The organism is Hydrogenobaculum sp., assembly GCF_049967395.1.
Lineage (GTDB): Bacteria > Aquificota > Aquificia > Aquificales > Aquificaceae > Hydrogenobaculum.
Genome location: NZ_JBMFST010000001.1, coordinates 12,824 through 35,067 on the forward strand (window position 1 = coordinate 12,824; position 22,244 = coordinate 35,067).

The 22,244-nt window shown below is 35.3% G+C and carries 26 protein-coding genes and 1 tRNA gene; 12 read left to right on the forward strand and 15 right to left on the reverse strand.

Annotation, left to right across the window (positions count from 1 at the left end):
- Positions 1-7: 7 nt before the first annotated feature.
- From ACP5S8_RS00070 to ACP5S8_RS00125, 12 genes are all read left to right on the forward strand, one after another.
- Positions 8-595, forward strand: a complete 588-nt coding sequence (locus tag ACP5S8_RS00070; RefSeq protein ID WP_461870042.1) for a LabA-like NYN domain-containing protein — start codon at positions 8-10, stop codon at positions 593-595.
- 63 nt (positions 596-658) lie between these two features.
- The gene (locus ACP5S8_RS00075) at positions 659-997 is read left to right on the forward strand and encodes a TPRXL-like protein (RefSeq protein ID WP_461875230.1); all 339 of its coding nucleotides are present in this window, start codon (positions 659-661) and stop codon (positions 995-997) included.
- 63 nt (positions 998-1,060) lie between these two features.
- Entirely contained in the window at positions 1,061-1,621 is a 561-nt protein-coding gene (locus tag ACP5S8_RS00080) for an RNA ligase partner protein (RefSeq protein WP_461870040.1), read from the forward strand.
- A gap of 21 nt (positions 1,622-1,642) precedes the next feature.
- Positions 1,643-2,020 carry a PA2779 family protein gene (locus tag ACP5S8_RS00085; protein ID WP_461875231.1) on the forward strand — a complete coding sequence of 126 codons (378 nt, stop codon included), beginning with the start codon at positions 1,643-1,645 and terminating at the stop codon, positions 2,018-2,020.
- A gap of 65 nt (positions 2,021-2,085) precedes the next feature.
- Entirely contained in the window at positions 2,086-2,520 is a 435-nt protein-coding gene (locus tag ACP5S8_RS00090; RefSeq protein ID WP_461875264.1) for a C39 family peptidase, read from the forward strand.
- A 24-nt stretch (positions 2,521-2,544) separates the two neighbouring features.
- Positions 2,545-4,254, forward strand: a complete 1,710-nt coding sequence (gene lysS / locus ACP5S8_RS00095; protein ID WP_461875232.1) for a lysine--tRNA ligase — start codon at positions 2,545-2,547, stop codon at positions 4,252-4,254.
- A 66-nt stretch (positions 4,255-4,320) separates the two neighbouring features.
- The gene (gene bioB, locus ACP5S8_RS00100; protein WP_461870037.1) at positions 4,321-5,316 is read left to right on the forward strand and encodes a biotin synthase BioB; all 996 of its coding nucleotides are present in this window, start codon (positions 4,321-4,323) and stop codon (positions 5,314-5,316) included.
- Positions 5,307-5,735: a nucleoside deaminase gene (locus ACP5S8_RS00105; RefSeq protein ID WP_461870036.1), complete on the forward strand. Its 429-nt coding sequence runs from the start codon at positions 5,307-5,309 to the stop codon at positions 5,733-5,735. The genes bioB and ACP5S8_RS00105 overlap by 10 nt, the downstream gene beginning before the upstream one ends.
- A 17-nt stretch (positions 5,736-5,752) precedes the next feature.
- Positions 5,753-6,154 (forward strand): secondary thiamine-phosphate synthase enzyme YjbQ, encoded by a 402-nt coding sequence (locus ACP5S8_RS00110; RefSeq protein ID WP_461870035.1) that lies wholly within the window; start codon positions 5,753-5,755, stop codon positions 6,152-6,154.
- Positions 6,151-7,467 (forward strand): RIP metalloprotease RseP, encoded by a 1,317-nt coding sequence (gene rseP / locus ACP5S8_RS00115; RefSeq protein ID WP_461875233.1) that lies wholly within the window; start codon positions 6,151-6,153, stop codon positions 7,465-7,467. Before ACP5S8_RS00110 ends, rseP begins: the two co-directional genes overlap by 4 nt.
- Positions 7,468-7,484: 17 nt before the next feature.
- Positions 7,485-8,423 carry an ornithine carbamoyltransferase gene (argF, locus tag ACP5S8_RS00120; RefSeq protein ID WP_461870033.1) on the forward strand — a complete coding sequence of 313 codons (939 nt, stop codon included), beginning with the start codon at positions 7,485-7,487 and terminating at the stop codon, positions 8,421-8,423.
- Complete coding sequence (locus ACP5S8_RS00125) at positions 8,395-10,092, forward strand: ABC transporter ATP-binding protein (protein ID WP_461875234.1); 1,698 nt, start codon at positions 8,395-8,397, stop codon at positions 10,090-10,092. Before argF ends, ACP5S8_RS00125 begins: the two co-directional genes overlap by 29 nt.
- Here the strand turns inward: ACP5S8_RS00125 and ACP5S8_RS00130 are convergent.
- From ACP5S8_RS00130 to ACP5S8_RS00200, 15 genes are all read right to left on the reverse strand, one after another.
- Positions 10,085-10,585, reverse strand: a complete 501-nt coding sequence (locus ACP5S8_RS00130; protein ID WP_461871856.1) for a DUF4416 family protein — start codon at positions 10,583-10,585, stop codon at positions 10,085-10,087. The two genes, ACP5S8_RS00125 and ACP5S8_RS00130, sit on opposite strands and share 8 nt — an antisense overlap.
- Entirely contained in the window at positions 10,582-11,586 is a 1,005-nt protein-coding gene (argC, locus tag ACP5S8_RS00135; RefSeq protein ID WP_461875235.1) for an N-acetyl-gamma-glutamyl-phosphate reductase, read from the reverse strand. Before argC ends, ACP5S8_RS00130 begins: the two co-directional genes overlap by 4 nt.
- Positions 11,571-12,011: a 30S ribosomal protein S9 gene (gene rpsI, locus ACP5S8_RS00140; RefSeq protein ID WP_461870029.1), complete on the reverse strand. Its 441-nt coding sequence runs from the start codon at positions 12,009-12,011 to the stop codon at positions 11,571-11,573. The genes argC and rpsI overlap by 16 nt, the downstream gene beginning before the upstream one ends.
- 12 nt (positions 12,012-12,023) lie before the next feature.
- Positions 12,024-12,458: a 50S ribosomal protein L13 gene (rplM, locus tag ACP5S8_RS00145; RefSeq protein ID WP_461870028.1), complete on the reverse strand. Its 435-nt coding sequence runs from the start codon at positions 12,456-12,458 to the stop codon at positions 12,024-12,026.
- 236 nt (positions 12,459-12,694) lie between these two features.
- Positions 12,695-13,726: an alanine racemase gene (alr, locus tag ACP5S8_RS00150; protein ID WP_461875236.1), complete on the reverse strand. Its 1,032-nt coding sequence runs from the start codon at positions 13,724-13,726 to the stop codon at positions 12,695-12,697.
- Complete coding sequence (locus ACP5S8_RS00155; protein ID WP_461870711.1) at positions 13,723-14,028, reverse strand: hypothetical protein; 306 nt, start codon at positions 14,026-14,028, stop codon at positions 13,723-13,725. Before ACP5S8_RS00155 ends, alr begins: the two co-directional genes overlap by 4 nt.
- Positions 14,021-14,806 (reverse strand): LpxI family protein, encoded by a 786-nt coding sequence (locus ACP5S8_RS00160; protein ID WP_461870710.1) that lies wholly within the window; start codon positions 14,804-14,806, stop codon positions 14,021-14,023. The genes ACP5S8_RS00155 and ACP5S8_RS00160 overlap by 8 nt, the downstream gene beginning before the upstream one ends.
- Before the next feature lie 14 nt (positions 14,807-14,820).
- The gene (locus ACP5S8_RS00165; protein ID WP_461875237.1) at positions 14,821-16,068 is read right to left on the reverse strand and encodes a sensor histidine kinase; all 1,248 of its coding nucleotides are present in this window, start codon (positions 16,066-16,068) and stop codon (positions 14,821-14,823) included.
- Between the two features lie 84 nt (positions 16,069-16,152).
- Positions 16,153-18,672, reverse strand: a complete 2,520-nt coding sequence (infB, locus tag ACP5S8_RS00170) for a translation initiation factor IF-2 (RefSeq protein ID WP_461875238.1) — start codon at positions 18,670-18,672, stop codon at positions 16,153-16,155.
- A 53-nt stretch (positions 18,673-18,725) separates the two neighbouring features.
- Positions 18,726-18,798: transfer RNA gene (locus ACP5S8_RS00175), tRNA-Ala, on the reverse strand.
- A gap of 20 nt (positions 18,799-18,818) precedes the next feature.
- A complete protein-coding gene (locus ACP5S8_RS00180) occupies positions 18,819-18,995 on the reverse strand; it encodes a hypothetical protein (protein ID WP_461870707.1) in 177 nt (58 codons plus the stop codon).
- A gap of 148 nt (positions 18,996-19,143) precedes the next feature.
- Positions 19,144-20,652 carry a F0F1 ATP synthase subunit alpha gene (gene atpA, locus ACP5S8_RS00185; RefSeq protein ID WP_461875239.1) on the reverse strand — a complete coding sequence of 503 codons (1,509 nt, stop codon included), beginning with the start codon at positions 20,650-20,652 and terminating at the stop codon, positions 19,144-19,146.
- A 106-nt stretch (positions 20,653-20,758) separates the two neighbouring features.
- Positions 20,759-21,307 (reverse strand): ATP synthase F1 subunit delta, encoded by a 549-nt coding sequence (gene atpH, locus ACP5S8_RS00190; protein WP_461870705.1) that lies wholly within the window; start codon positions 21,305-21,307, stop codon positions 20,759-20,761.
- Positions 21,304-21,786, reverse strand: coding sequence for an ATP synthase subunit B family protein (locus ACP5S8_RS00195; protein ID WP_461870704.1), 483 nt, complete (start codon positions 21,784-21,786; stop codon positions 21,304-21,306). The genes atpH and ACP5S8_RS00195 overlap by 4 nt, the downstream gene beginning before the upstream one ends.
- A 4-nt stretch (positions 21,787-21,790) precedes the next feature.
- Positions 21,791-22,219 carry an ATP synthase F0 subunit B gene (locus ACP5S8_RS00200; RefSeq protein ID WP_461870703.1) on the reverse strand — a complete coding sequence of 143 codons (429 nt, stop codon included), beginning with the start codon at positions 22,217-22,219 and terminating at the stop codon, positions 21,791-21,793.
- Between the last annotated feature and the right edge of the window lie 25 nt (positions 22,220-22,244).

Below are 22,244 nucleotides of genomic sequence, written 5' to 3' on the forward strand. Positions count from 1 at the left end.
ATGAAAGATGGAAAAAGAAAAACTGATTATTTTCATAGATGGGTCAAACGTATTTCACGGTTTGAAAAATGAAACCTTTAGGGTAGACTATCTAAAGCTAATAGAGTTTTTAACAGGCGATCGGTATTTGGTAAGAGCGTATTTTTATTCTGCGCTTCCAAGCGACAAAGACGTAGACAAACAATCAAAAGAAGGCTTCATCAAACAAAAAAAATTCTTGGAAGATTTGGCTTTTATGGGAATTAAGGTAAAGCTTGCAAAACTAAGAAAACTACCAGACGGCAATTTCTTAGAAAAAGAAGTAGATATTATGTTAGCTACAGATATGCTATCTTTGGCCTACAAAAATGCCTATGACACGTGTGTGCTTGTGAGTGGAGACAGCGATTTTTCATATACGGTAGAAGTGGTGCAATCCTTGGGGAAAAGAGTAGAGAACGCCACATTTAAAAAAACGTCTTCATACTCTTTGAGGAGACTTTGCGATAAATTTACATATCTTGATGATCATCTAGACAAATTCTTGCTAAAACCAAAGGAGCCCAACGTATGGGACAAAATTAAAAATATTTTCAAAGTTAATATTGTAAATTAAAATCTTGAAAATTTTATAAAATTGCTTTATAATATAATCATACTTTTTTAAAGGAGGAGTAAGATGAAAAAGTTACTCATCATAGCAGCCGCAGGCTTGGCACTTGTTGCTTGCTCAAAGCAACAATCCGCAGAACAAAGCAGTGGTAGCGAAAATGCACCAGCAGCTACCCAAAACGCAGCACCACCAGCACCAACACCAGCAACACCAGAAGCTGGTTCTTCAAGTTCTAGCTCCTCATCAAACGGAGCAGCTACTACACCATCAAGCAACTCATCTTCAACACCATCTTCAAGCAACTCATCTTCAAATTCTTCTAACTCATCTACACCATCTAGCTCAGGCTCATCTTCAACACCAGCTCCAGCACCAGCAGCTCCATCTGATTCAAACGGTCAATAATAAAGGTATAGTGCCCCCAAGTTTAGTGGGGGCTTTTAACTAATTTTATGATAAAATATATTAATGCAAGATAGCGTAATAATAGATACAAGTATATTTACAAATCCAAATATCTACAAAAGCATATCATTAGGACAACCCATAGACGCCATAGAGGCTTTTATTGGCTTAGCCCATAAAAGCAGCAAAAAGATATATATGCCTAGGACGGTTTACGTAGAGTTATGCAAAGTCGTAGATTTAGAATCAATAAAAAGCAAATTTGAATCCAGCATCATTATAAAATCTCCAAACAGATGTAACATTACTATAAACGCGTTGGCGTTGTTTGATTTTGTAGAGGATATGCGTATAAGGATAAACAAAGGTTTAAGAATAGCCGAAGAATTCGCCAGAGATAAAACTCAAGATATACAAAATACGATATCAAAACTAAGAGAGAAGTATAAAGAGGCTCTAAGACAAGGTACTTTAGACAGCAAAGAAGATGTAGACGTTATATTGCTTGCATTAGAACTAAACGGCGTTATACTATCTGGAGATGAAGGCATAAACAGTTGGGCAGACAAATTTGGCATAAGAACAGTAAATCCACTTTTTATACAAGAATTTTTGAGCTTTTAGAATATATTTAAGGAGGTTTATATGAGGTTTAAAAAAATAGCTATTGCTTTGGCAGCTTGGACAATGTTCTACAACGTATCACCAGCTATGGCATCTTTTATAAGTTCAAAAGCCCCAATACAAGAAAGCTCACAAAAAAGTGAGTACATAAAAGAGATACAAAAAGCTCTTGAAAATAAAATAGTGGCAGAAAAGCTGAAGGAATACGGCATGAATCCTAAAGAAGTTAAAGAAAAGCTAAAATCTATGAATGAAGAACAGTTAAGGCTTTTGGCAAACGCCTCAAAAAAGTTAAACGCAGGCGGTGATGCACTTGGACTTGCTATAGCAGTGCTTATTATAGTATTGCTAGTGGTACTAATACTAAGACTTACCGGTAAAGAGGTGATTATAAGATAAAACGTTTCATTTTTGCAACAGCTCTTGTTATATGCTTATCTTACGGTGGGCAGTTTTGCTCCCATATTAATGTACCATTTATAAAACAAAAAGAAAATCTTTGCGGTCCTGTGGCAGTTGAAGAAACACTTATCTTTTACAAAGATGAAAAACCTTTTAATAGTGTAGTAAAATCAGTATATACACCTTCTATAAAAGAAAGCCTTATAACAGATATACAAGATTATTTCCAAAAAGAAGGTTTTAAAACTAAGTATGTAAGAAGCGTAAAAGCCATAAAGCATCAGATAAAAAAATGTAGACCTGTTATAGCCCTATTAGATATGGGAAATTTTCTCGTGTCAATACCACATTACGTAGTAATAACTGGTTTTGATGAAAAAGGATTTTTTATGAACGACGGCTACAAAAAAGATAGGTTTATAAGTTTTAAGGATTTTAAAAAGCGGTTTAAAAGTATGGGAAATGTAGCGTTGGTGGCTTATAAAGAAAATAAGTAATTTGTATGCTAAAATAATTTCACTATGGAAGAGTTTAGGAAAAAAAAGTTAGAAGAGCTCGCTAAAAGCCAAAAACACGTTTACAAATACGAATTTGAAAGCCCCTACTTTATCCACGACATAAGAGAAAAATACGAAAAAGAACCAAGAAAAGATAAAATTGTTGTAAAAGCTAACGTAAAAAGGGTTTCAAAAATAGAGGATGGGTTTGTTTTGAGAGTGGCTTCAGAAAGCGGCGTAGAGATGCTTGCTTATACAAAAGAACACTTTGAACCAAACAAAACCTACAACATAGAGGGTGTTTTATCGAGAGTAGAGGAAAAACTAAGTCTAGTGGATGCAAAAATCTCATCTGATGAGCCGAACACAACGATAGATGATATAAAAAAAGAGTTTGATTTAGACCCAAACTTTGAAGACACATCAATAGCTGGAAGGCTTGTGGCCCTAAGGAGTATGGGTAAAGCTATATTTGGACATATACAAGATTTTACTGGAAAACTACAGATATACATTAAAAAAGATGTGGTGGGAGATGAAAAGTTCAAATTTGTAGAAGATTATATAGATGTAGGAGACATAATAGGCGTAAAAGGAAAACTGTTTAGAACGCATACCGGAGAGCTAACTGTAGAAGTTTTTGATATTGAGCTTTTAACAAAAGCCTTAAACAACATGCCAGAAAAATGGCATGGTATAAAAGACGTAGAAATAAAATATAGACAAAGGTATTTAGATCTTATAGCAAACGAAAGTTCTAGGAAGGTCTTTGCTTTGAGATCAAAGATTATAAAAGCCCTTAGAGATTTTTTTGATAAAAACAAGTTCATGGAAGTAGAAACGCCGATTCTCCAACCAATAGCATCAGGAGCCACCGCAAGGCCTTTTACCACATATCACAACTATTTAGAATCTGAGCTTTACCTTAGGATAGCACCAGAGCTTTATTTAAAAAAGCTTATAGTTGGAGGCATACCAAGAGTTTATGAAATTGGTAAAAACTTCAGAAACGAAGGAGTAGACACTACGCACAACCCAGAGTTTACTATGGTAGAATTTTACGCCGCCTATTGGGATTACAAAAAACTCATCAAGTTTACCGAAGATCTGTTTGATTATCTCACAAATATTACTGGTATCACGGGCATAGAAACTCAAAATGGTTTTATAAATTTAAAGCCTCCTTTTAAAGTAGCCAAATTTTTTGAGCTTTTAGAAGAAAAAACATCAAAAGACAAAGCGTTTTTCCTGCACCATGAAGAAGAGCTAAAGAAGTTTGCCAACGAGCTTGGTATACCAAAAGCTTATACATTAACAAAACCAAAGCTTATAGAAAAAGTATTTGAGTATACTGTAGAAGACGAGTTAGTCCAACCCACTTTTATAATAGATTTTCCAAAGATACTATCTCCTCTTGCCAAAACTCATAGAGATGACGAGGAGTTGGTAGAGCGTTTTGAACTTTATATAAACAAAAAAGAAATAGCAAATGCATACTCAGAGTTAAACGACCCAGAGGATCAAGCCAAGAGGTTTTTAGAACAAAAGCTTCAAAAAGCCACTGGAGATGAAGAAGCAATGGAAACGGACGACGATTTTGTAGAAGCTCTGAGATACGGTATGCCACCCACCGCCGGTGAAGGGATAGGCATAGACAGGCTCGTAATGTTATTTGCAAACGTAGACTCCATAAGAGATGTGATACTTTTCCCAGCCAACAGAAAACTAGAATAACAAAGCTCATTGAAATATTGCAATTTTGTCGTATGTTTTTAAAACAACTGCTTAAAGGAGTTTAGCATGGAACAAGTTTTTTTTGATATATATCAAAAGGCAAAAAACGATGAGATTTCAAAAGAAGAGGCTTTGTTTATACTAAAAGCCGAGGACAAGTATATACCTCTTATAGTATATTTGGCTTCTAAGCTAAAAGATGAGTTTTTTGATGCTAAAAAATTTGAATTTTGCTCTATTATAAACGCAAAAAGCGGTGCTTGTTCAGAGGATTGTAAATTTTGTGCCCAATCTAAATTTTATAAAACACCAATCAACATATATAAGCTAGTAGATAAAGAAGAGCTAGTAGAAGGTGCTTTAAGAGGCGTAGAGTTTGGAGCAAATAGATATTGCATGGTTTTAAGCGCAAGAGCGGCTTCTGATGAAGAGGTAGAAAAGCTTTGCGAAGCCGTGCAAGAAATAAAAGCCCAAAACATACCTATAAACGTATGTGTATCTGCCGGGACCATAGGGCTTGAAAGTTTATTGAAGCTAAAAGAAGCCGGTGTGACCCGCATAAACCACAATCTAGAAACTTCTGAGAGCTATTTCCCAAACATAGTTTCCACACATACTTGGAGAGAGAGGTTAGAAACCATAAAAAACGTTCAAAAAGCTGGTCTTTCCACATGTAGCGGTGCTATATTTGGGCTTGGAGAAACGGATGAAGATAGAGTAGACTTGGCTTTTGTTTACAAAGAACTTGGCGTAGATTCGATACCTTTGAACTTTCTTATGCCTATACCAAACACGCCTTTAGAAAACAACAAACCTTTAAGAGCCTTGGATGCTCTTAAAATAATAGCTATGTTTAGATTTACCAACAAAAGTGCAGAGTTAAGGCTTTGTGGCGGTAGAGAGCAAACACTAGGTGATTTTCACGGTATGGCGGCTTTTATGGCAAATGCTTTGATGGCTGGCGGATATCTTACAAGGGCTGGAAGAGATATCAAAAAAGACTACAAGATGCTAGAAGACATGTCTTTGGAAAGACTTCAGTCTGAAGAAGTGTGCAAATAGAGTATATAGAACAAAAGCTTATAGAACTTTGCCAAGAGGCCACAAGTTTAGATAGAGTCCCTGTAAGTGCCGTTGTTGTAAAAGATGAAAAAATAGTATCTTATGCTTTTAACGGTATAAAAAGCATAGAGCATGCTGAAATGCTTGCCTTAGAAAAGGCTATGGAAAAGCTAAACACAAAAAGACTTGACGGATGTGCATTGTATGTAAGTTTAGAGCCATGTCCTATGTGTGCTTATGCGATTGTATTATCTAGGATAGAAAAGGTTTATTTTTTTTCTTTAGATGAAAAAAAAGGAGCCGTTGTGAGCAACGTAAATATATTGGAATACTTTGATTTTAAGGTAAAATGGGAGTATAAAAAGAACAAGGTGTTTGAAGATATACTAAAAGATTTCTTTAAAAGCAAAAGACTTTAGTGTGGTAAAATAAAATTATGACAGAAAGAATCAAAGTAAAAACAGCAAAGCATACCTCGGTAGTGAATATAACCCAAAGGATAAGGGAGATAGTAGAAGCTTCTTCTATTGACAATGGACTTTGCATAGTTTATGTACCGCATACTACTGCAGCGGTTTTTATTAACGAAGGAGCAGACCCTGACGTTGTAAAAGATATACTAAACACACTCGATAAACTAATACCTTGGACAAACGGCTATTCTCACATGGAAGGAAATGCGGCAGCTCATATTAAATCTTCTATCATAGGAAATTCACGGATAATACCTATATTAGAAGGAAGGCTTATGCTGGGAAAATGGGAAGCTGTATTTTTAGCAGAGTTTGATGGACCAAGAGAGAGGGAAGTAATTGTAAGCATAGTGAGGTCTTCATGATACACACAGTTTTAGCGTTTTTAATTCTTATAAGCATTTTAATAGTATTTCACGAGTTTGGCCATTTTATATTTGCTAAACTATTTGGCGTAAAAGTAGAAGTATTCTCTGTGGGTTTTGGAAATCCAATATTTAAAAAAAAGATAGGAGAAACCGAATATCAAATAGCCTATATACCAATGGGAGGCTATGTCAAGCTCTACGGCGAAGAGGGTGAAGTAAGTTCCAAAGACCCGAGGGCATTTTCCTCAAAAGCACCGTGGCAAAAGATTCTCATAGCAGCGGCAGGGCCGTTGTTTAACCTAATTATAGCTTTTATAGGTTTTACATTATCTTTTTACATAGGCATACATCAGCCAGCTTACATAGAAGAACCAGTAAAAGTTGGCTATATAACCAAAAAATCACCATTTTACAAAGCTGGTATAAAACCAGGCGATACCATAATAAAAATAGACAATGTACCTATAAAAACATGGAAAGACCTATATATAGCAGAGATAAAAGCCGTTGGGAAAACCTCTAAAATAGTTTTTAAAAGAAACGGGCATGTATATACTACCACTATGACGCTCGGTAAGATTCTAAATAAAGATTCCATCGGAATATTACCTGAGATAGCTCCTGTAGTAGGTGGTGCTTTAAAAAACTCACCAGCTTCTGAAATAGGGTTAAAAGAAGGCGATAAGATACTCGCAATAAAAATGAACAACATGCCTACGGCAATACCTATAAAAAATTGGTATGAGCTAACAGATTACATGAGAAAAGACAAAGGAAACCCAATAACACTTGTAATAGAAAGATCAAACACTCTAATAGTAAAAGACGTTATACCAAAATATTCTGCCACACTAAAAGAATATTACATAGGAATATACCCAGAGACTAAATACGTATTAAAAAGATATCCTATAAACGAAGCTATGATTCAAGCTATCAGGAAGATAAAAGAACTAACAGTCCTTAGCGTAGATTCTATAAAAGCTTTGGTCACTATGCATGCATCTGTTTTAAACCTAAGTGGACCTATAAGCATAGCAAAAATGTCCGGACAAGCAGCGGAAGGCGGCTTAGGAGAGTTTTTGGGATTTATGGCTTTTGTTTCTTTGCAACTTGCTATAATAAACATTTTGCCTATACCTATGTTAGACGGTGGTCTTATAGTGCTATTCTTAATAGAAGCTATAATAAGGAGGCCGTTGTCAGAAAAGTTTAAAGAATATTGGCAAAAGATAGGTATAGCTTTTGTGGTTTCTCTATCAGCCGTTGCAATACTTAGCGATATAATAAGGCTTTTCACAGGCATATAATTTGATATAATAGATATATGAAAGCGCACTTTTTGGACGTATGGGATATTACTTTTGACGAAGCAAAGCGTATCATAGATTTATCTTTTGATTTTAAATACAACGATTTCAATCCTAAAAGCTTACAAAACTTAAACATAGCGCTTCTTTTTAGCAAACCTTCTACAAGAACAAGGGTATCTTTTGAAGTTGGCATAAAAGAGCTCGGCGGTAACCCAATATTTCTACAAGAATCAAGCCTGCAAGTATCAAGAGGAGAAGATGCTTCAGATAGCGCGAGGACTTTGTCTCGCTATGTAGATGGTGTAGTTATAAGAACTGGCTCTCACCAGTGGCTTTTAGAATTTTCCCAATACGCCAGCATACCTGTTATAAACGCTCTTACAGACTATACTCATCCTTGCCAAGCTATATCAGATATATTTACCCTCTTTGAAGCTTTTAGAGAAGAAACAAAAAATATAAAAGTGCTTTACATAGGTGATGGCAACAACATGGCAAACGCTCTAATATCAGCTTTTGCTATATTTGGACTAAACTTAACTGTATGTACACCAAAAGAGCTAAGACCAGATGAAGAAAATTTGAAAAGAGCTTTAGAAGTTTCAAAACAAACTGGGGCAGAGATTATATTGGAAGAAGATCCTATAAAAGCTACTAAAGATAAGGATGTAATATATACGGATGTCTGGATTTCAATGAACGATGAAGGTTCGAAAGAGCATAAAATAAATTTGTTAAAAGATTATCAAGTAAATACCAAGCTACTTTCTTACGCTAAAAAAGATGTAAAAGTTATGCACTGTTTACCAGCCAAAAAGGGACAAGAGATAACAAAGGAAGTTTTTGAAGAACATGCAGATTTTATATTTAATCAAGCAGAAAATAGACTTCATACGCAAAAAGCTTTGATGCATCTGATGTTTAATGGAACAAATCAAATGGCTTCTATCTAACTTAAAACCCTATTGGGCACTTGTAAGCCTTGTTATATTTGGCTCTATTTTAGAGGGCTTAGGAACATCTTTCATGACATATCTTGTAAAAAGAGTAATGGACGATGTGTTCATATTAAAAGAGTCAAACAAACTTTACATGATCCTGTATCTTTTTGCAGCTGCGGCGGTTGTCATACAAATCGGATTTTTCTTGAGAAACTTCCTCATGAACATGGTATCAGAGAAACTCCTTATGGATTTCAGAGAAAAGATGTTTTCGTCGCTCCTTTATTCAAAGGTAGATTTTTTTATAAACCATCCAAGTGGCGACATAATAAGTAGATTTAACAACGATATAAACGCAATAAAAAACATCCTTATAGACTATATGCTATCCCTCATAAAAGAGCCTATAACGGTCCTATTGCTTTTAGGCGTTTTAATATATAGAGACATATACCTAACAGTTATAATAATATTTGCTTTTCCCATCATATCTTATTCGGTAAAATATTTTGGAACAAAAAGAGCTAAATATGTCAAGCTCAATCAAGAAAGGTTAGGTATCATAAATCAACATGTAACGCAGCTTATAAGTGGCATAGAAAACATAAAAATATTTGGAGCTGAAGATAAATTTTTGGAACGTTTTGTCCAAGCAAATAAAAATTTATTTAAAGCAGGTATAAAAACCATATTTTACACAGTAATGAATTCAATATTCAATCAATCCACCGGCTACATAGTTTTTGGTTTGGTGCTTTTATACGGAGGCTATAGAATAGTCCATGGTTATACTAGCGCTGGTGACTTTATCTCCTATCTAACTGCTTTATTGCTCATACAAATGCCCATTATGGAAACTCAAAAAGGCTTTATGAATATGCGCTCCTCAATCCCACTTGTAAAAAGGGTTCAAGAGATGCTCTTGCTGCAAAGAGAAAAAGACGGCACCCTAGATATAAATAACCTCTTAGTACCTATTGTCATGAAAAACGTATATGTAACAATAGATTCTAAAGAAATTCTTAAAGATATAAATCTAACTATAAACCCGGGTGAAAAAATAGGTATAGTGGGGCCTACCGGCGCTGGTAAATCTACACTTCTTGATATACTTCCAAAGCTTGTAAGCTACAAAGGAGATGTGTATATAAAAGATAAAAGTTTAGAAGACATCACAAACAAATCGATAAGATCTAAAATAGCCTTTGCTTCTCAACATGTTTTCATATTCAACGATACCGTGAGAAACAACCTTTTAATAGCAAATCCAAACGCATCAGAAGAGCTTTTAATAAAAGCTATAAAACTAGCAAAAGCTGAATTTTTGTTTACATTGAAAAACGGTCTTGACACCGTTTTAGGAGAATATGGATACACGGTATCAGGAGGAGAGAGACAAAGAATAGCCATAGCAAGGATTTTTCTAACAAATCCAGATGTGCTATTGTTAGATGAGATCACCTCAGCCCTTGATGTACATACAGAGCAGACTGTTATATCAAACATTTTTGAGATTTTTAAAGATAAAACAATACTAATAGTGGCTCATAGACTCTCAAATATAATAAATTGCGACAGGATCCTTTACATAGAGGATGGGAGGATATTGGAAGAAGGCACTTTTGAGGAGCTTATGAGAAAACAAGGCAATTTTTATACTCTATATCAAAGATCTAGATAACACTAAGATAATAATCTCTTGCCATTTTGAAAAAAGCTTTTACATCATTATATCTATAATCTTGATAAGTCCAGTAAAATGTTTTAAAATCTTTGAAAATATAAATATATTCCATCTCCAAAAAGATATTTTTGCCTATATGAATTCTAGCCCCTCTTTCTTTGGAAGAAGCCAAAACAAGATGTTGTTTATTTATATAACCTGGGTCTATATTAACAGTTCTTTTAGAATTTATACTAAGCAGTTTTTCTATTTCTATTGTTTTTAGCTTTAGACTTAAGATATCTGTATCTTCAAAAAGGTTTTTTGCATAAAGATAAACTTTAAAAAGAGGTTTTTCCATCTCCTTTGAGTAATATTTTTGAAGATTTTCAAAGTAAAAATGCTCCGACATACAAAATCCGCCAAAATCTACAAGATATTCTAAAACAATGTATAAATTTTCTTCGTAGTTTTTGTTATAAAGTATGGCAAATATTGGTAAAGCTTTCAAGGTATCACGGGAAATTTTTCAATGCCTAGAGTTTCTTCCAAACCAAACATGATGTTCATATTTTGAACAGCTTGAGAAGATGCCCCTTTGCCAAGATTATCTATGGCGCTTATTATCTCAAGCATTTTTAAGCTTTTGTGATAATAAAGATATATATAACACATGTTTGTGCCTATTACCCACTTAGTATGAGGTGGATTATCTGTTAATTTTACAAAAGGTTCATCTTTGTAAAAATCCTTATAAAGAGCTTTAAAATCAATATTTTCTATATCAAAAAGCTTTATATTTGCAATCATACCTCTTGAAGCAGGAATAACCATAGGGCTAAACTGCACCTCTAAACCAAGATACAAAGACATCTCTGGGGTATGTCTATGTTTTCCTATGCCGTAGTAAAAAACGTTTTGTTCCATATATGGAAAATGAAATTCTTGCTTTAACTTAGCACCGGCCCCAGAAACTCCAGAAACAGCGTTTACTATTATAGGCTTTCTATAAGAGGTCTTTTTTACAATAGGCAAAACACCCAATATTACTGCAGTAGGATAACACCCCGGATTTGATACAATATTGGCTTTTCTTATATCTTCTCTAAAAAGCTCAGGCAAGCCGTAAACCACCTCTTGAACAATAGGTTCATGTTCGGGCCTATACTCTAAGTTGTAATATTCTCTAAAGATATCTTTGTCTTTTAATCTAAAAGCCCCAGATAAATCTATAATTTTTACATTTTTAGAAGCGTAAAAAGGAACTTGATCTAAAGAGGCTTCATGAGGCAAGGCTAAAAACACCACATCCACATTTTCAAGCTCTTTAGTGATTATAATATTTTCTATATTGGTGAAATCTAAAACATCGTGCAGATACTTACCGTAGTGTGTAGAAGAAGATAAAGATGTTATCTTTACTTTAGGATGTTTTGATAATATTCTTAAAAGTTCTAAACCGGTATAGCCAGTAAATCCAGCTATACCAACCTTTATTATCTCTTGCTCCATCTAAATTTAGCACGGGCACCCATCTTACCATATTTTTTACGTTCTTTAATGCGAGCATCTACTTTGAGTAAACCAGCTTTTTTGAGGGTAGTCCTAAAGTTTGGATTATAGGTTAAAAGAGCATCAGCTATACCATACATTATAGCTTCCGCTTGAGCAGACAAGCCTCCACCGTTTACTATAGCGTAAACACCAAATTTGCCGTTGGTATTTGTAATGTTAAAAGGCATAAGCACCTTAGCAAAAGAGCTATCTCTTTGAAGGTATTCTCTCATGTCGTACTCTTTCTGTGAGTCTCTGGCTTTTACTATAAAACCGTTAGCATTTTTTACAAGCCATACTCTAGCTACGCTGTCCTTTCTCTTGCCAACGCCGTGGTAAGAGTTGTCTTCTAAAACCTTAAAATTTCTAACTACTGCCACCATAATATACTCCTTTTACTTAAGAGGTTTAGGGTTTTGGGCTATGTGAGGATGCTTATCGGTTTCATAAACCTTCAACCTTTTCAATATCCTATGGCCAAGTCTGTTTTTAGGCAACATCCTTTTTACCGCCAACATAATAACCTGGTTTGGATTTGTTTCTAACATAAATCCCAAAGATTTCTCTTTGAGGCCACCGGGATGGTTTGTATGAAACTGATAGACCTTATCTCTTAGCTTATTGCCTGTTGTTTTCACGAGCTTAGAGTTTATAACTATTACAAAATCACCGCAGTCTACATCAGGTTGATATATAGGCTTATGCTTGCCCCTTAATATACTGGCACATTTAGCCGCCAACCTTCCTAACACCATATCCTTAGCGTCTATTATCCAATACTCTCTTTTAATATCCTGAGGTGTTGGCCTTATAGTTTTCACAGTATCCATATTGCCTCCATTTTATAAAACTTAATAGCCTATTATTATACCATAACCACATAAAAAGTCAATAGATGTGCACGAGTTATGAGTTCAGCACATTGTTAAATACAAGTCTGCCACGCCCTACAAGTCTGCCACGATTTACAAGTATACAATCAAATTTTAACAGATATAAGTTGTCATAGTATTTATAAACTTATACACACAGAAGTTCCTTATGCATGTTTACAAACTTATGCATATTATACTACCACTCTTTTTACTCTCTTGCCAATCCTACACATCAACTCGTAAGGTATTGTTTTTACAATCTTAGAAGCCATAGAAAACGTATGCTGCTCATTCACAAAATCCACGTAATCTCCTATTTTTACATTTATCCCCTCGGGCAGTTCAAACATCGTCATATCCATAGTCACCGCACCAACCATTGGAAGCTTTGCACCGTTAAAGTCAAAATGCCATTTGTTTGCAAGAGATTTTGGGATACCATCGGCATAACCCATAGAAACTACGCCTATAGTAGCATCTTTAGATAGAGTATATGTTCCTCCGTAAGATATCTTGTCGCCCTTTTTAAAATTTTTTAGCGATATAACCTTAGCTTTTACTCTGTATATTGGTTTTATAGATATTTCAAAACTATCGTAGGGTTTCTCACCGTACATTGCAAGACCTATTCTTATAGCAGTGGTAAAGTCTTTTTCATACATAAGCCCAGCGGAACTTTGATAGTGTATTTCAATGCTATTTCTTTTTAAGCTTTTAACAATATTTTTAAACTTTTGTATCTGAAAAGCACTATACTCTTTATCCAGCGGCGAAGCAAGATGAGTCATAATACCTTTCAAATTAGGATGTCTTGCTATATCCTCTTGAAGTTCAAAAAACCCTAACCTTCCCATACCAGTGTCCAACTTTAAGTGAAAGTCTATGCCAGTATCCTTTATCATATCGAATTGATAGGCGCTTGAAACAACCGGTGTAAGCTTATAGTGTTTTAGATATTCTACATCTTCTTGATCAAGGACTCCACCAAGTACAAGGATAGGTTTTTTTATATTAGCTTCTCTTAACTCTATAGCTTCTTCTATACAAGCCACCGCAAAAGATTTTACACATGGGTTATTATCAAGAACTTTAGAGATCTCAACGCTTCCCATACCATAGGCGTTTGCTTTTACCACAGCAACTATAGGTTTATTCACATGGTTGTATATTTGACTTACGTTGTTTAAGATGTTTTCTTTTAAAAGCTCTAAAACTATTCTCATTTGAGTATTTTACACATCTTCACAAAAGCTTCAACGCCAAACTTAGAAAGTCCCTTGTTTAAAACACCACTCTTACAAGCCGTACCACAAGCGTCTATAAAAAGTTTTGTGCTTTTATTGTTAGATTTAATGACCTTTGATAGCTCGTTTTCGAAATCGCTACATGCACTAAAATCGCGTTTTTGACCAAAATTAGCACAAGCTTCTAAAAACACACCATAAACATCACATCTATCTATTGCAAAGGAAGGCTTTAAAAGAAAAAGCGTTGCCAAAAACAACATAAGCATATTTCTATTCATAAACGTACACACCTATACCAAAACGGTTTGCCATTTTTATAAATTTCTCTTTTTCAAGCACGTAAACTTTGCCTTTTTGAATAGCTATAGCTTTTGCCCTTACCTCTTTTAAAGTATTTAACGTATCTATACCAACGGTAGGTACATCTATCCTAAAATCTTGATTTGTGCGGGCTGATTTTATTACAACAATACCTTTACCAGCTATATCAAAAGCCCTAAGAATAGTCTTATCAGTACCCTCCATAGCCTCCACAGCCACAACAGCTTTTTGCTTTACCACCACCGTCTGACCTATATCCATATCGGCAATATTTTTTGCTATCTCAGCACCAAACTCTATATCTTCAACAACATTCTGGTCTATTTCTACGTCGTTTAAAAGCCCTTCTTTTTCCACCAAAAGCTCAGATAAATAAGGTTTTGGATCCAAAAACCCGAATCCTTCTTCTTCCATAAACTTTATAAAAGCCTTTACTATGCTAGATGGTTTTCTATCCTTTAAAGAAGCTAGTATAGAAATAGCTTTTATATCATAATCCCTTGGATCTAAGCTTAGTTTATGTTCAAATTTGCCAAGCATAACTATTTCTTCTACGCTTTTCTCTTTTAAAAGCTCAACAAGTTTTGATAGTTTACCAATAGGAAGCGTTACGTCTGATTTAATTGTAGTAATATCGTTTACACCTATAGTAAAAACATCATCACCATTTCTTAGGGCATTTTTTCTAAATATTTCTGGTAGTTCTCCAGCACCAGCTATAAGGCCTATTTTCATTTTAAAATATTATATCATTTGCATATATAAAAAGTTGTGCCGTCTTTTACTTCTACACTGAGTTTAAAGTTGTGTATTTGAGTTATAGCTTTTACTATAGAAAGCCCTAAACCAAGACCTCTCTTATCCTTTGAAACTCTATAAAAACGTTCAAATATAAAAGGTAAGCTCTCCTGAGGTATACCAGGGCCGAAATCTTTCACATAGATACAGTCCCCGGTGTATCCAAGCACAATATCTTTATCAGAGTACTTTATAGCGTTTTCTAAAAGATTTTTTACGGCTATTTTTAAATAATGCGGGTCTGCTACCCAAGTGTCTTGGCTTTTAATATCAAGAACGATATTCCTATTCTGAATAGAAAACTCTTCTTTTAGCTGATTAAGAAGCGAAACCACATCTAACTCGGTCTTTGAAATAGGTATGTTTGACTCTAAACGTGCTAAAGCCAAAAGGTCTTCTGTAAACTTGCTAAGCACATCTGTCTGTTTATAAACCTTCCTAAGGACATCAAACACCTCATCTTCTTGATAAACTCCTGTCAAAATAAACTCAATCTGGGCTTTTATATAGCTAATTGGCGTTTTAAATTCGTGAGAAACATCTGCTATAAAGTTCTTTTGAATTTTTATAGTGTTGTTTAATTTTTCTACCATGTTTTTAAAAGCCCTAAACATTATTCCGAATTCATCGCTGGAACTACTATCTGGAATGTCTATATCCATATTACCAGCGTATATATTTTCAGATATCCTTGTGATATCATCAAGCTGTTTTAATATTCTATTTAAAATTGTATATATGGTAAGTACGGAAAATATGACAACACCTATCGTAAGAACAATAAGCATATAAATAAATTGCTTTATAACCTTGTTTATCTCCCTTAACCTTCCTATTACCACAAAATACACATCCTTTGTTTTTTTGACTATGTAGGCGTAATCTTCCCCGTTCTCTTCAAAAGTACCCATTGGCTTTTTTAAAAATAGGTTTAGGATATAGTTGTTTATAGGTATAGGTTTTTCAGAATCTTCAAAAGACCCTACGCTCAGCACGCTACCATTTGAAGATAGCACAACAGCGGTTATATTTTCTGATGTAATATCGTCTATCATATCCTTTGCCTCTTTGGCAAGATCGTTTGAATATATAGAATAGAATTCTATAACGGGTTTTGCTTGATTGTTTAAATAAGTATACATGTAGTTTATCAGGATTTTATGAAGAACAAACGATGTACTAACGGCTACAAAACCCATACTTAAAATTACAAGAACACTAAAAAGGGTTATTAGCTTTAGCCTAAAACTTGATATATTTTTAAACCATAACATTAAACAACGTTAAAGGGTTTGCTTTTCTTCCTTTATTTCATAGCACTCTATTTCATCTTTTACTTTGATATCGTTGTAGTTTTCAAGCTTTATACCACATTCGTAACCTCTGGCTACCTCATTTACATCTTCTTTGAAACGTTTTAAAGACTCTATCTTACCATCGTATATTACAACGCCGTTTCTTATAAGTCTTGCCCTTTGATTTCTAACAATTTTACCCTCTAATACATAACAACCAGCTACGGTACCAGCGCCTTTTACCTTGAAAGTAGCTCTTACTTCAGCAAGACCAAGTGTAATTTCTTTCTTCACCGGAGAGAGCATACCGCTTATAGCTTTCTTTACATCGTCTAAAAGCTCATATATGATACCGTAAACCCTTATATCAACCTTCTCTCTTTCGGCGGCTTCTTTTGCTTTGGCATCTGGCCTTACGTTAAAACCAAGTATTATTGCCTTTGCGGCTTTTGCAAGCATTACATCGCCTTCTGTAATAGAACCAACGCCTTCATGAATTACCCTTATGCTAACTTCTGAGGTTTTTATATCTGACAAAGATTTTTTAATGGCTTCCAAAGAGCCTACGGCGTCGGCTTTGACTATGAGTTTAAGCTCTTTTACTTCACCTTCTTTGATTTTCTTAAATATATCATCTAAAGATATGCCAAGTTCTTTGTTTTTCTCTTGTTCTTTGGCCATTTTTCTTATTTGAGCAAGTTCTTTTGCCTGCTTTTCAGAATCTACAACCTTTAATACATCTCCAGCCTCTGGCACTTCTTCAAAGCCTATAATTTCTACAGCCATAGAAGGTGTTGCTTGTTTGACTCTATGACCAAGGCTATCCATCATAGCCCTTACTCTACCGTAAGTGGAGCCCACTACAAATATATCCCCTATCTTCAAAGTGCCTTCCGTAACAAGCACCGTAGCCACTGGGCCTTTCTGTTTATCTAATCTCGATTCTATAATAGTACCCTTTGCTTTTTTATCTGGATTTGCTTTAAGCTCTAGCATGTCTGCCACAAGCATAACCATATCAAGAAGCTCGTCAACTCCTTGCCCAGTCTTGGCAGACACGTCTACAAAAACAGTATCTCCACCCCATTCTTCTGGTATAATTCCTACTTCCGATAACTCTCTTCTTACTCTAGAAGGATCAGCACCTGGCTTATCTATTTTGTTAACCGCTACCACTATTGGCACGTTAAAAGCTTTAGCATGGTTTATAGCCTCTATAGTTTGGGGCATAACACCATCATCAGCTGCCACAACCAATATAGCAACATCTGTTACTTGAGCACCTCTAGCACGCAAACTTGTAAACGCTTCGTGTCCTGGAGTATCCAAGAATGTAATAAGCCTTCCATCCTTAGTCTTTACCATGGAAGCGCCTATATGTTGAGTTATACCGCCTTTTTCTCTTGCAGCAACGTTGGTTTTTCTTATGGTATCAAGCAGCGTAGTTTTACCATGATCTACGTGCCCCATCACCACCACTACCGGAGGACGAGGCTTTAGCTTTGATGGGTCTTCTTCTACTTCCTCTTCCTCCTCTATAACTATCTCTGGTTTTTTTATCTCAGCTAGATATCCAAGCTTTTCAGCTATTTTAACAGCCAAGTTAGGATCTATATTTTGGTTTATAGTTACTAAGATGCCTTCTTGGAAAAGCTCTTTTATAATTTGATTTGGACCCACTCCTAAAAGCTCAGCAAACTCTCTTACAGATATTACTTCAGGAATTTCTATTATCTTTATCTCTTCCTCTTTTTTTGCTTCTTCTTTTGGTGGAGGCGGCTTTTGAGGTTCTTTCTTGGGTTTTTGAGAAGGTGCTTTTGGAGGTTCTTGCTTTGTTTCAACTTTCTCTTGTTTTTCTTTTATCTTTATTTCTTCTTCTATATGTTCTTTCTTCTCTTGGGCTGGCTGCTTTTCTTCAGCAAGCTTTACTTCGGTTACATGTTCTTGCTTTGGTTGTTCTTGAGCAATCTTTTCCTCAACAACCTTCTCCATAGGTTCTACAGGCTTCTCAACAGGTTTATTTTGTTCTATCTTTTCTTCTGGTTTTACTTCTGTTGCAGGTTTTGATTCTACAGGCTTAGAAGTCTCTGAGACCACTGGCGTTAAAGGTTGCTCTTCTTTCTTTGGCTCTGATGCAACAACTTGATCTTTTGTTTCTTGTTTTACTTCTGGTTTTCTTGATGGAGCTTCTTGTTTTTTTGGTGCTTGTATTGATTTTGGTTGAACTGGTTTTTTAGAAGTTGGTTTTTGGCTTTTAGTAGATTTGATATGTTCTTTTTCTGTTTCTTTAGCAACAGTTTTTGGAGCTTCCTCAACAAGCACAACTTCGGAAAGCTCATAATACTCTATCAAAAAATCTTTATCTTCTTCTTCTATATACTGCGTAACTTGGGATATGTTTTTGCTACGCCATTCTCTAAGTACACTTTTTATTTCGTCTACTCTGTCCTCTAAACCGTAAGTTTCAACAAAATCTTTTAACCTTATACCACTTTTTTTCTTTGACATAATATTATTATACCTGAAAACCTTGAAAATTATTATACTTTATGAAGTCTAAATGGAGTCGACGGGACTTGAACCCGTGACCTCCGACATGCCATATCGGCGCTCTCCCAACTGAGCTACGACCCCTAAATAAAACTAAGTATATTTTACATCAATTTTTGTTTATTTTCAAGTTTTTCTTTCTCCTCCCTGTATATATCTTCAAAATCGCTCTTTGGGCCAGATTTAAGTTTATCTAAAAGTGCTTTTCGTCTTCTAATCTCTTCAGACACTAAAACTTTGCTTTCTTGTTTAAGAGTACCTATAAGTCGTTCGTAAGCCATAAACAACCTCCTTTCAAAATTGGTATAACTATATATATTACAAGTAAACAATTTTGCAATGATTAACTGATAAAGATTATACAAAGAGGCTGTTATTTAAATAAAAGCCCCAAAACGGGGCTAATATATGTTTATTTAAATTGCACTATCAGGGAATAAAGCTGGCTTTAAATTTGTCTAAAGCTGTTTTCAACTTAGATTTTACAGAATCATCTATAGCTTTTTTGGTCTTTAGCTCATCTAAGAGGTCTTTGAAGTTTGCATCTAAAAATCCATACAACTCCATTTCAAACTTTCTTACAGATGATACAGGTATATCGTCAAGGTAACCGTTTGTGCCTGCATATATAGCTATAACTTGCTTTTCCACAGGGATAGGGTTGTAAGGACCTTGCTTTAACAATTCTACAAGCCTTAAACCTCTATTGATGGTATCCTGAGTAGCTTTATCTAAGTCAGAAGCAAACTGCATAAAAGCTTCCAATTCCCTAAACTGAGCTAAATCGAGTCTCAAAGTACCGGCCACTTGTTTCATAGCTTTTATCTGAGCGCTACCACCTACCCTTGACACAGAAAGACCAACGTTTATAGCCGGCCTTATACCTTTGTTAAAGAGGTCTGGTTCCAAATAAATTTGGCCATCAGTAATAGATATAACATTGGTAGGAATGTATGCTGACACGTCACCAGCCTTTGTTTCTATGATAGGAAGCGCCGTCAAAGAACCTGCGCCAAGTTCATCGTTTAGTTTAGCCGCTCTTTCAAGAAGTCTTGAGTGTAGATAAAATACATCACCAGGATAAGCTTCTCTTCCGGGAGGACGTCTCACCAACAGAGAAAGCTGTCTGTAAGCTTCTGCATGTTTTGACAAGTCATCGTAAACGATTAGAGCGTGCTTACCGTTGTCTCTAAAATACTCACCTATTGTACAACCGGTAAATGGTGCCAAGTATTGCAAAGGAGCTGGGTCTGTAGCAGAAGCCACCACAACGGTGGTATATTTCATGGCACCTTCTCTTTCAAGAAGTTCTATGATACGAGCGGTAGTTGATTTCTTTTGACCTATAGCTACATATATACAATAGACGTCTGTATCTTTTTGATTTAATATGGTGTCTATAGCAACGGTGGTTTTACCTGTGGCCCTATCTCCTATTATAAGCTCTCTTTGTCCTCTACCTATTGGTATCATAGCGTCTATAGCTTTTATACCTGTTTGAAGAGGTTCGTGAACGGACTTTCTTTTTACTATACCTGGAGCGATCTTTTCTACTGGGCTTCTATGCTTTGCATTGATGGGCCCTTTGCCATCTAGTGGATTACCTAAAGGATCTATAACTCTACCTACAAGCTCTTCACCCACAGGAGCGTCCAATATTCTACCTGTACGTTTTACTATACTACCTTCTTTTATACCGGATTCTGAACCAAGTATTATGATACCAACGTTGTCTTCTTCAAGGTTAAAAGCAAGACCAGCCTCACCGCTGTCAAATTCCAAAAGCTCGTTGGCCATAACGTTATCAAGACCGTAGGCTCTTGCAACACCATCACCTACAGCATAAACTACGCCAACCTCTTCCATTTTTATGTCTGTTTCAAAGCTTTGAAGCTGAGATTTCAGTATCTCCAAAGCGTCGTCGTAAGCAAGTGTCATATCTCACACCCTTTTATCAAGGATACCCTTGATGCTGGTATTTTTACCCCGCCTTCTTTTTAGCGTGAAGGCCCTTCCAGCTGGCGGCTTTTACCTTCACACCGTTTTATAAGCTTTTAACTTTATTGGACAAATTTTGTAAAACACTTCTTACAGATGTATCAAGCACCAATCCAGAAAGCCTTAACTCAAACCCACCTATCAATGCATCGTTAACAGATATTTCCGGCTCTATTTTTCTATTTAAAACCTTTTCAACTCTTTGTATTATTTCGTCTACAAGCTCTTTTGTAGGCTCTTTAGCAAAAATAAGTTTACCTTTATAAATAGACAATATTTTTTCAGATTCGTAATCAAACAGCCTTTTAATCTCACCAACAATTCTAAGAAGGTTTAAATCAATAAGCTCATCTACAAAAAACTCTATCTCCTTTGGTATATTACCCTTTTGTATAAGACTTTTTATAAAAGCTTTTTTTTGCTCATTTGATATGAAAGGAGATAAAACAAAATCCCTAAATTTCGGTTCTTTTCTATACAGTACCCCTAAAAGCCCTAAAAAATCAGATACTGCGCTAAGAGATTCTTTATCTTTCGGGACAGAGGAAACGATCTTCTTTGCTAGCTTTCTAGCCAACTCCTTGTTTACCTTCATTTACCTAACCTCTCAAGTCTTGACTTTATGTAAGAAACTTCTACGTTTTCATCTTTAAAAGCTTCCTTTAACTTGACCTCTGCCTTTGATATCAAAGACGAGCTAAGCCCAGATATAAGCTGAGACTTTAACCTATTAGCTTCTACTTCTACCATCTCTTTACCCATCTTCTCTATGTTCTGAGCCACCATCTTTGCATGAGATAGTATTTCCTCGTATTGTTCTTTTGCAAGTATTCTTTGATTTTCAAGGGCTTTTTCATATTTCTTTCTCGCTTCTTCAACCTCTTTCTTTGCTAAGGAAACAGCCTCTCTATTGGATAAAAGCTTAGAAAGTGGCTCTTCTACTTGAGATATCAACGATTTGTAAGCTTTCTCAAACATATCTTTTATTTGCTTGCCGGCAAACTTATAAACTAAAGCAAAAAATAATATTACGTTAACAGCTTTCCATATATTTTCAAATACATAGTTAGACATAAACTTACCCCTTTATTACCTTTTCTACCAGCGATTCTACCAGAGAGTCCAAAGAAGCTTCTAAAACTTTTTTCTGTTCTTCTAGTTCTTGTTTTATCTTTTCTATTTGAGTACGATATTCAAGCTCTGCCTTTTCTTCTGCTTCTTTTAATATTCTTTGCTTCTCATCGTTTGCTTTTTTTATAGCTTCTTCCAAAATCTGCTGGGCCTCTTTTTTAGCTTTTTCCAATATCTCTTGAGCCTCTTTTAATAGCATTTCACGTTCTTTAGCAAGAGCCTGGGCTTCTTTAAGCGTTTTATCAGCTTGATCTTGTCTTTCTTTAGCTATACCAAGATACGGTTTCAAAACCATGTAATTTACTACGACCACAAAAACTAAGAAAAGGACGATCTCCACAAATAGGGTTTCATTGGGTATAATACCTATACTCATACTAAGCCTCCATCAAAATATTATT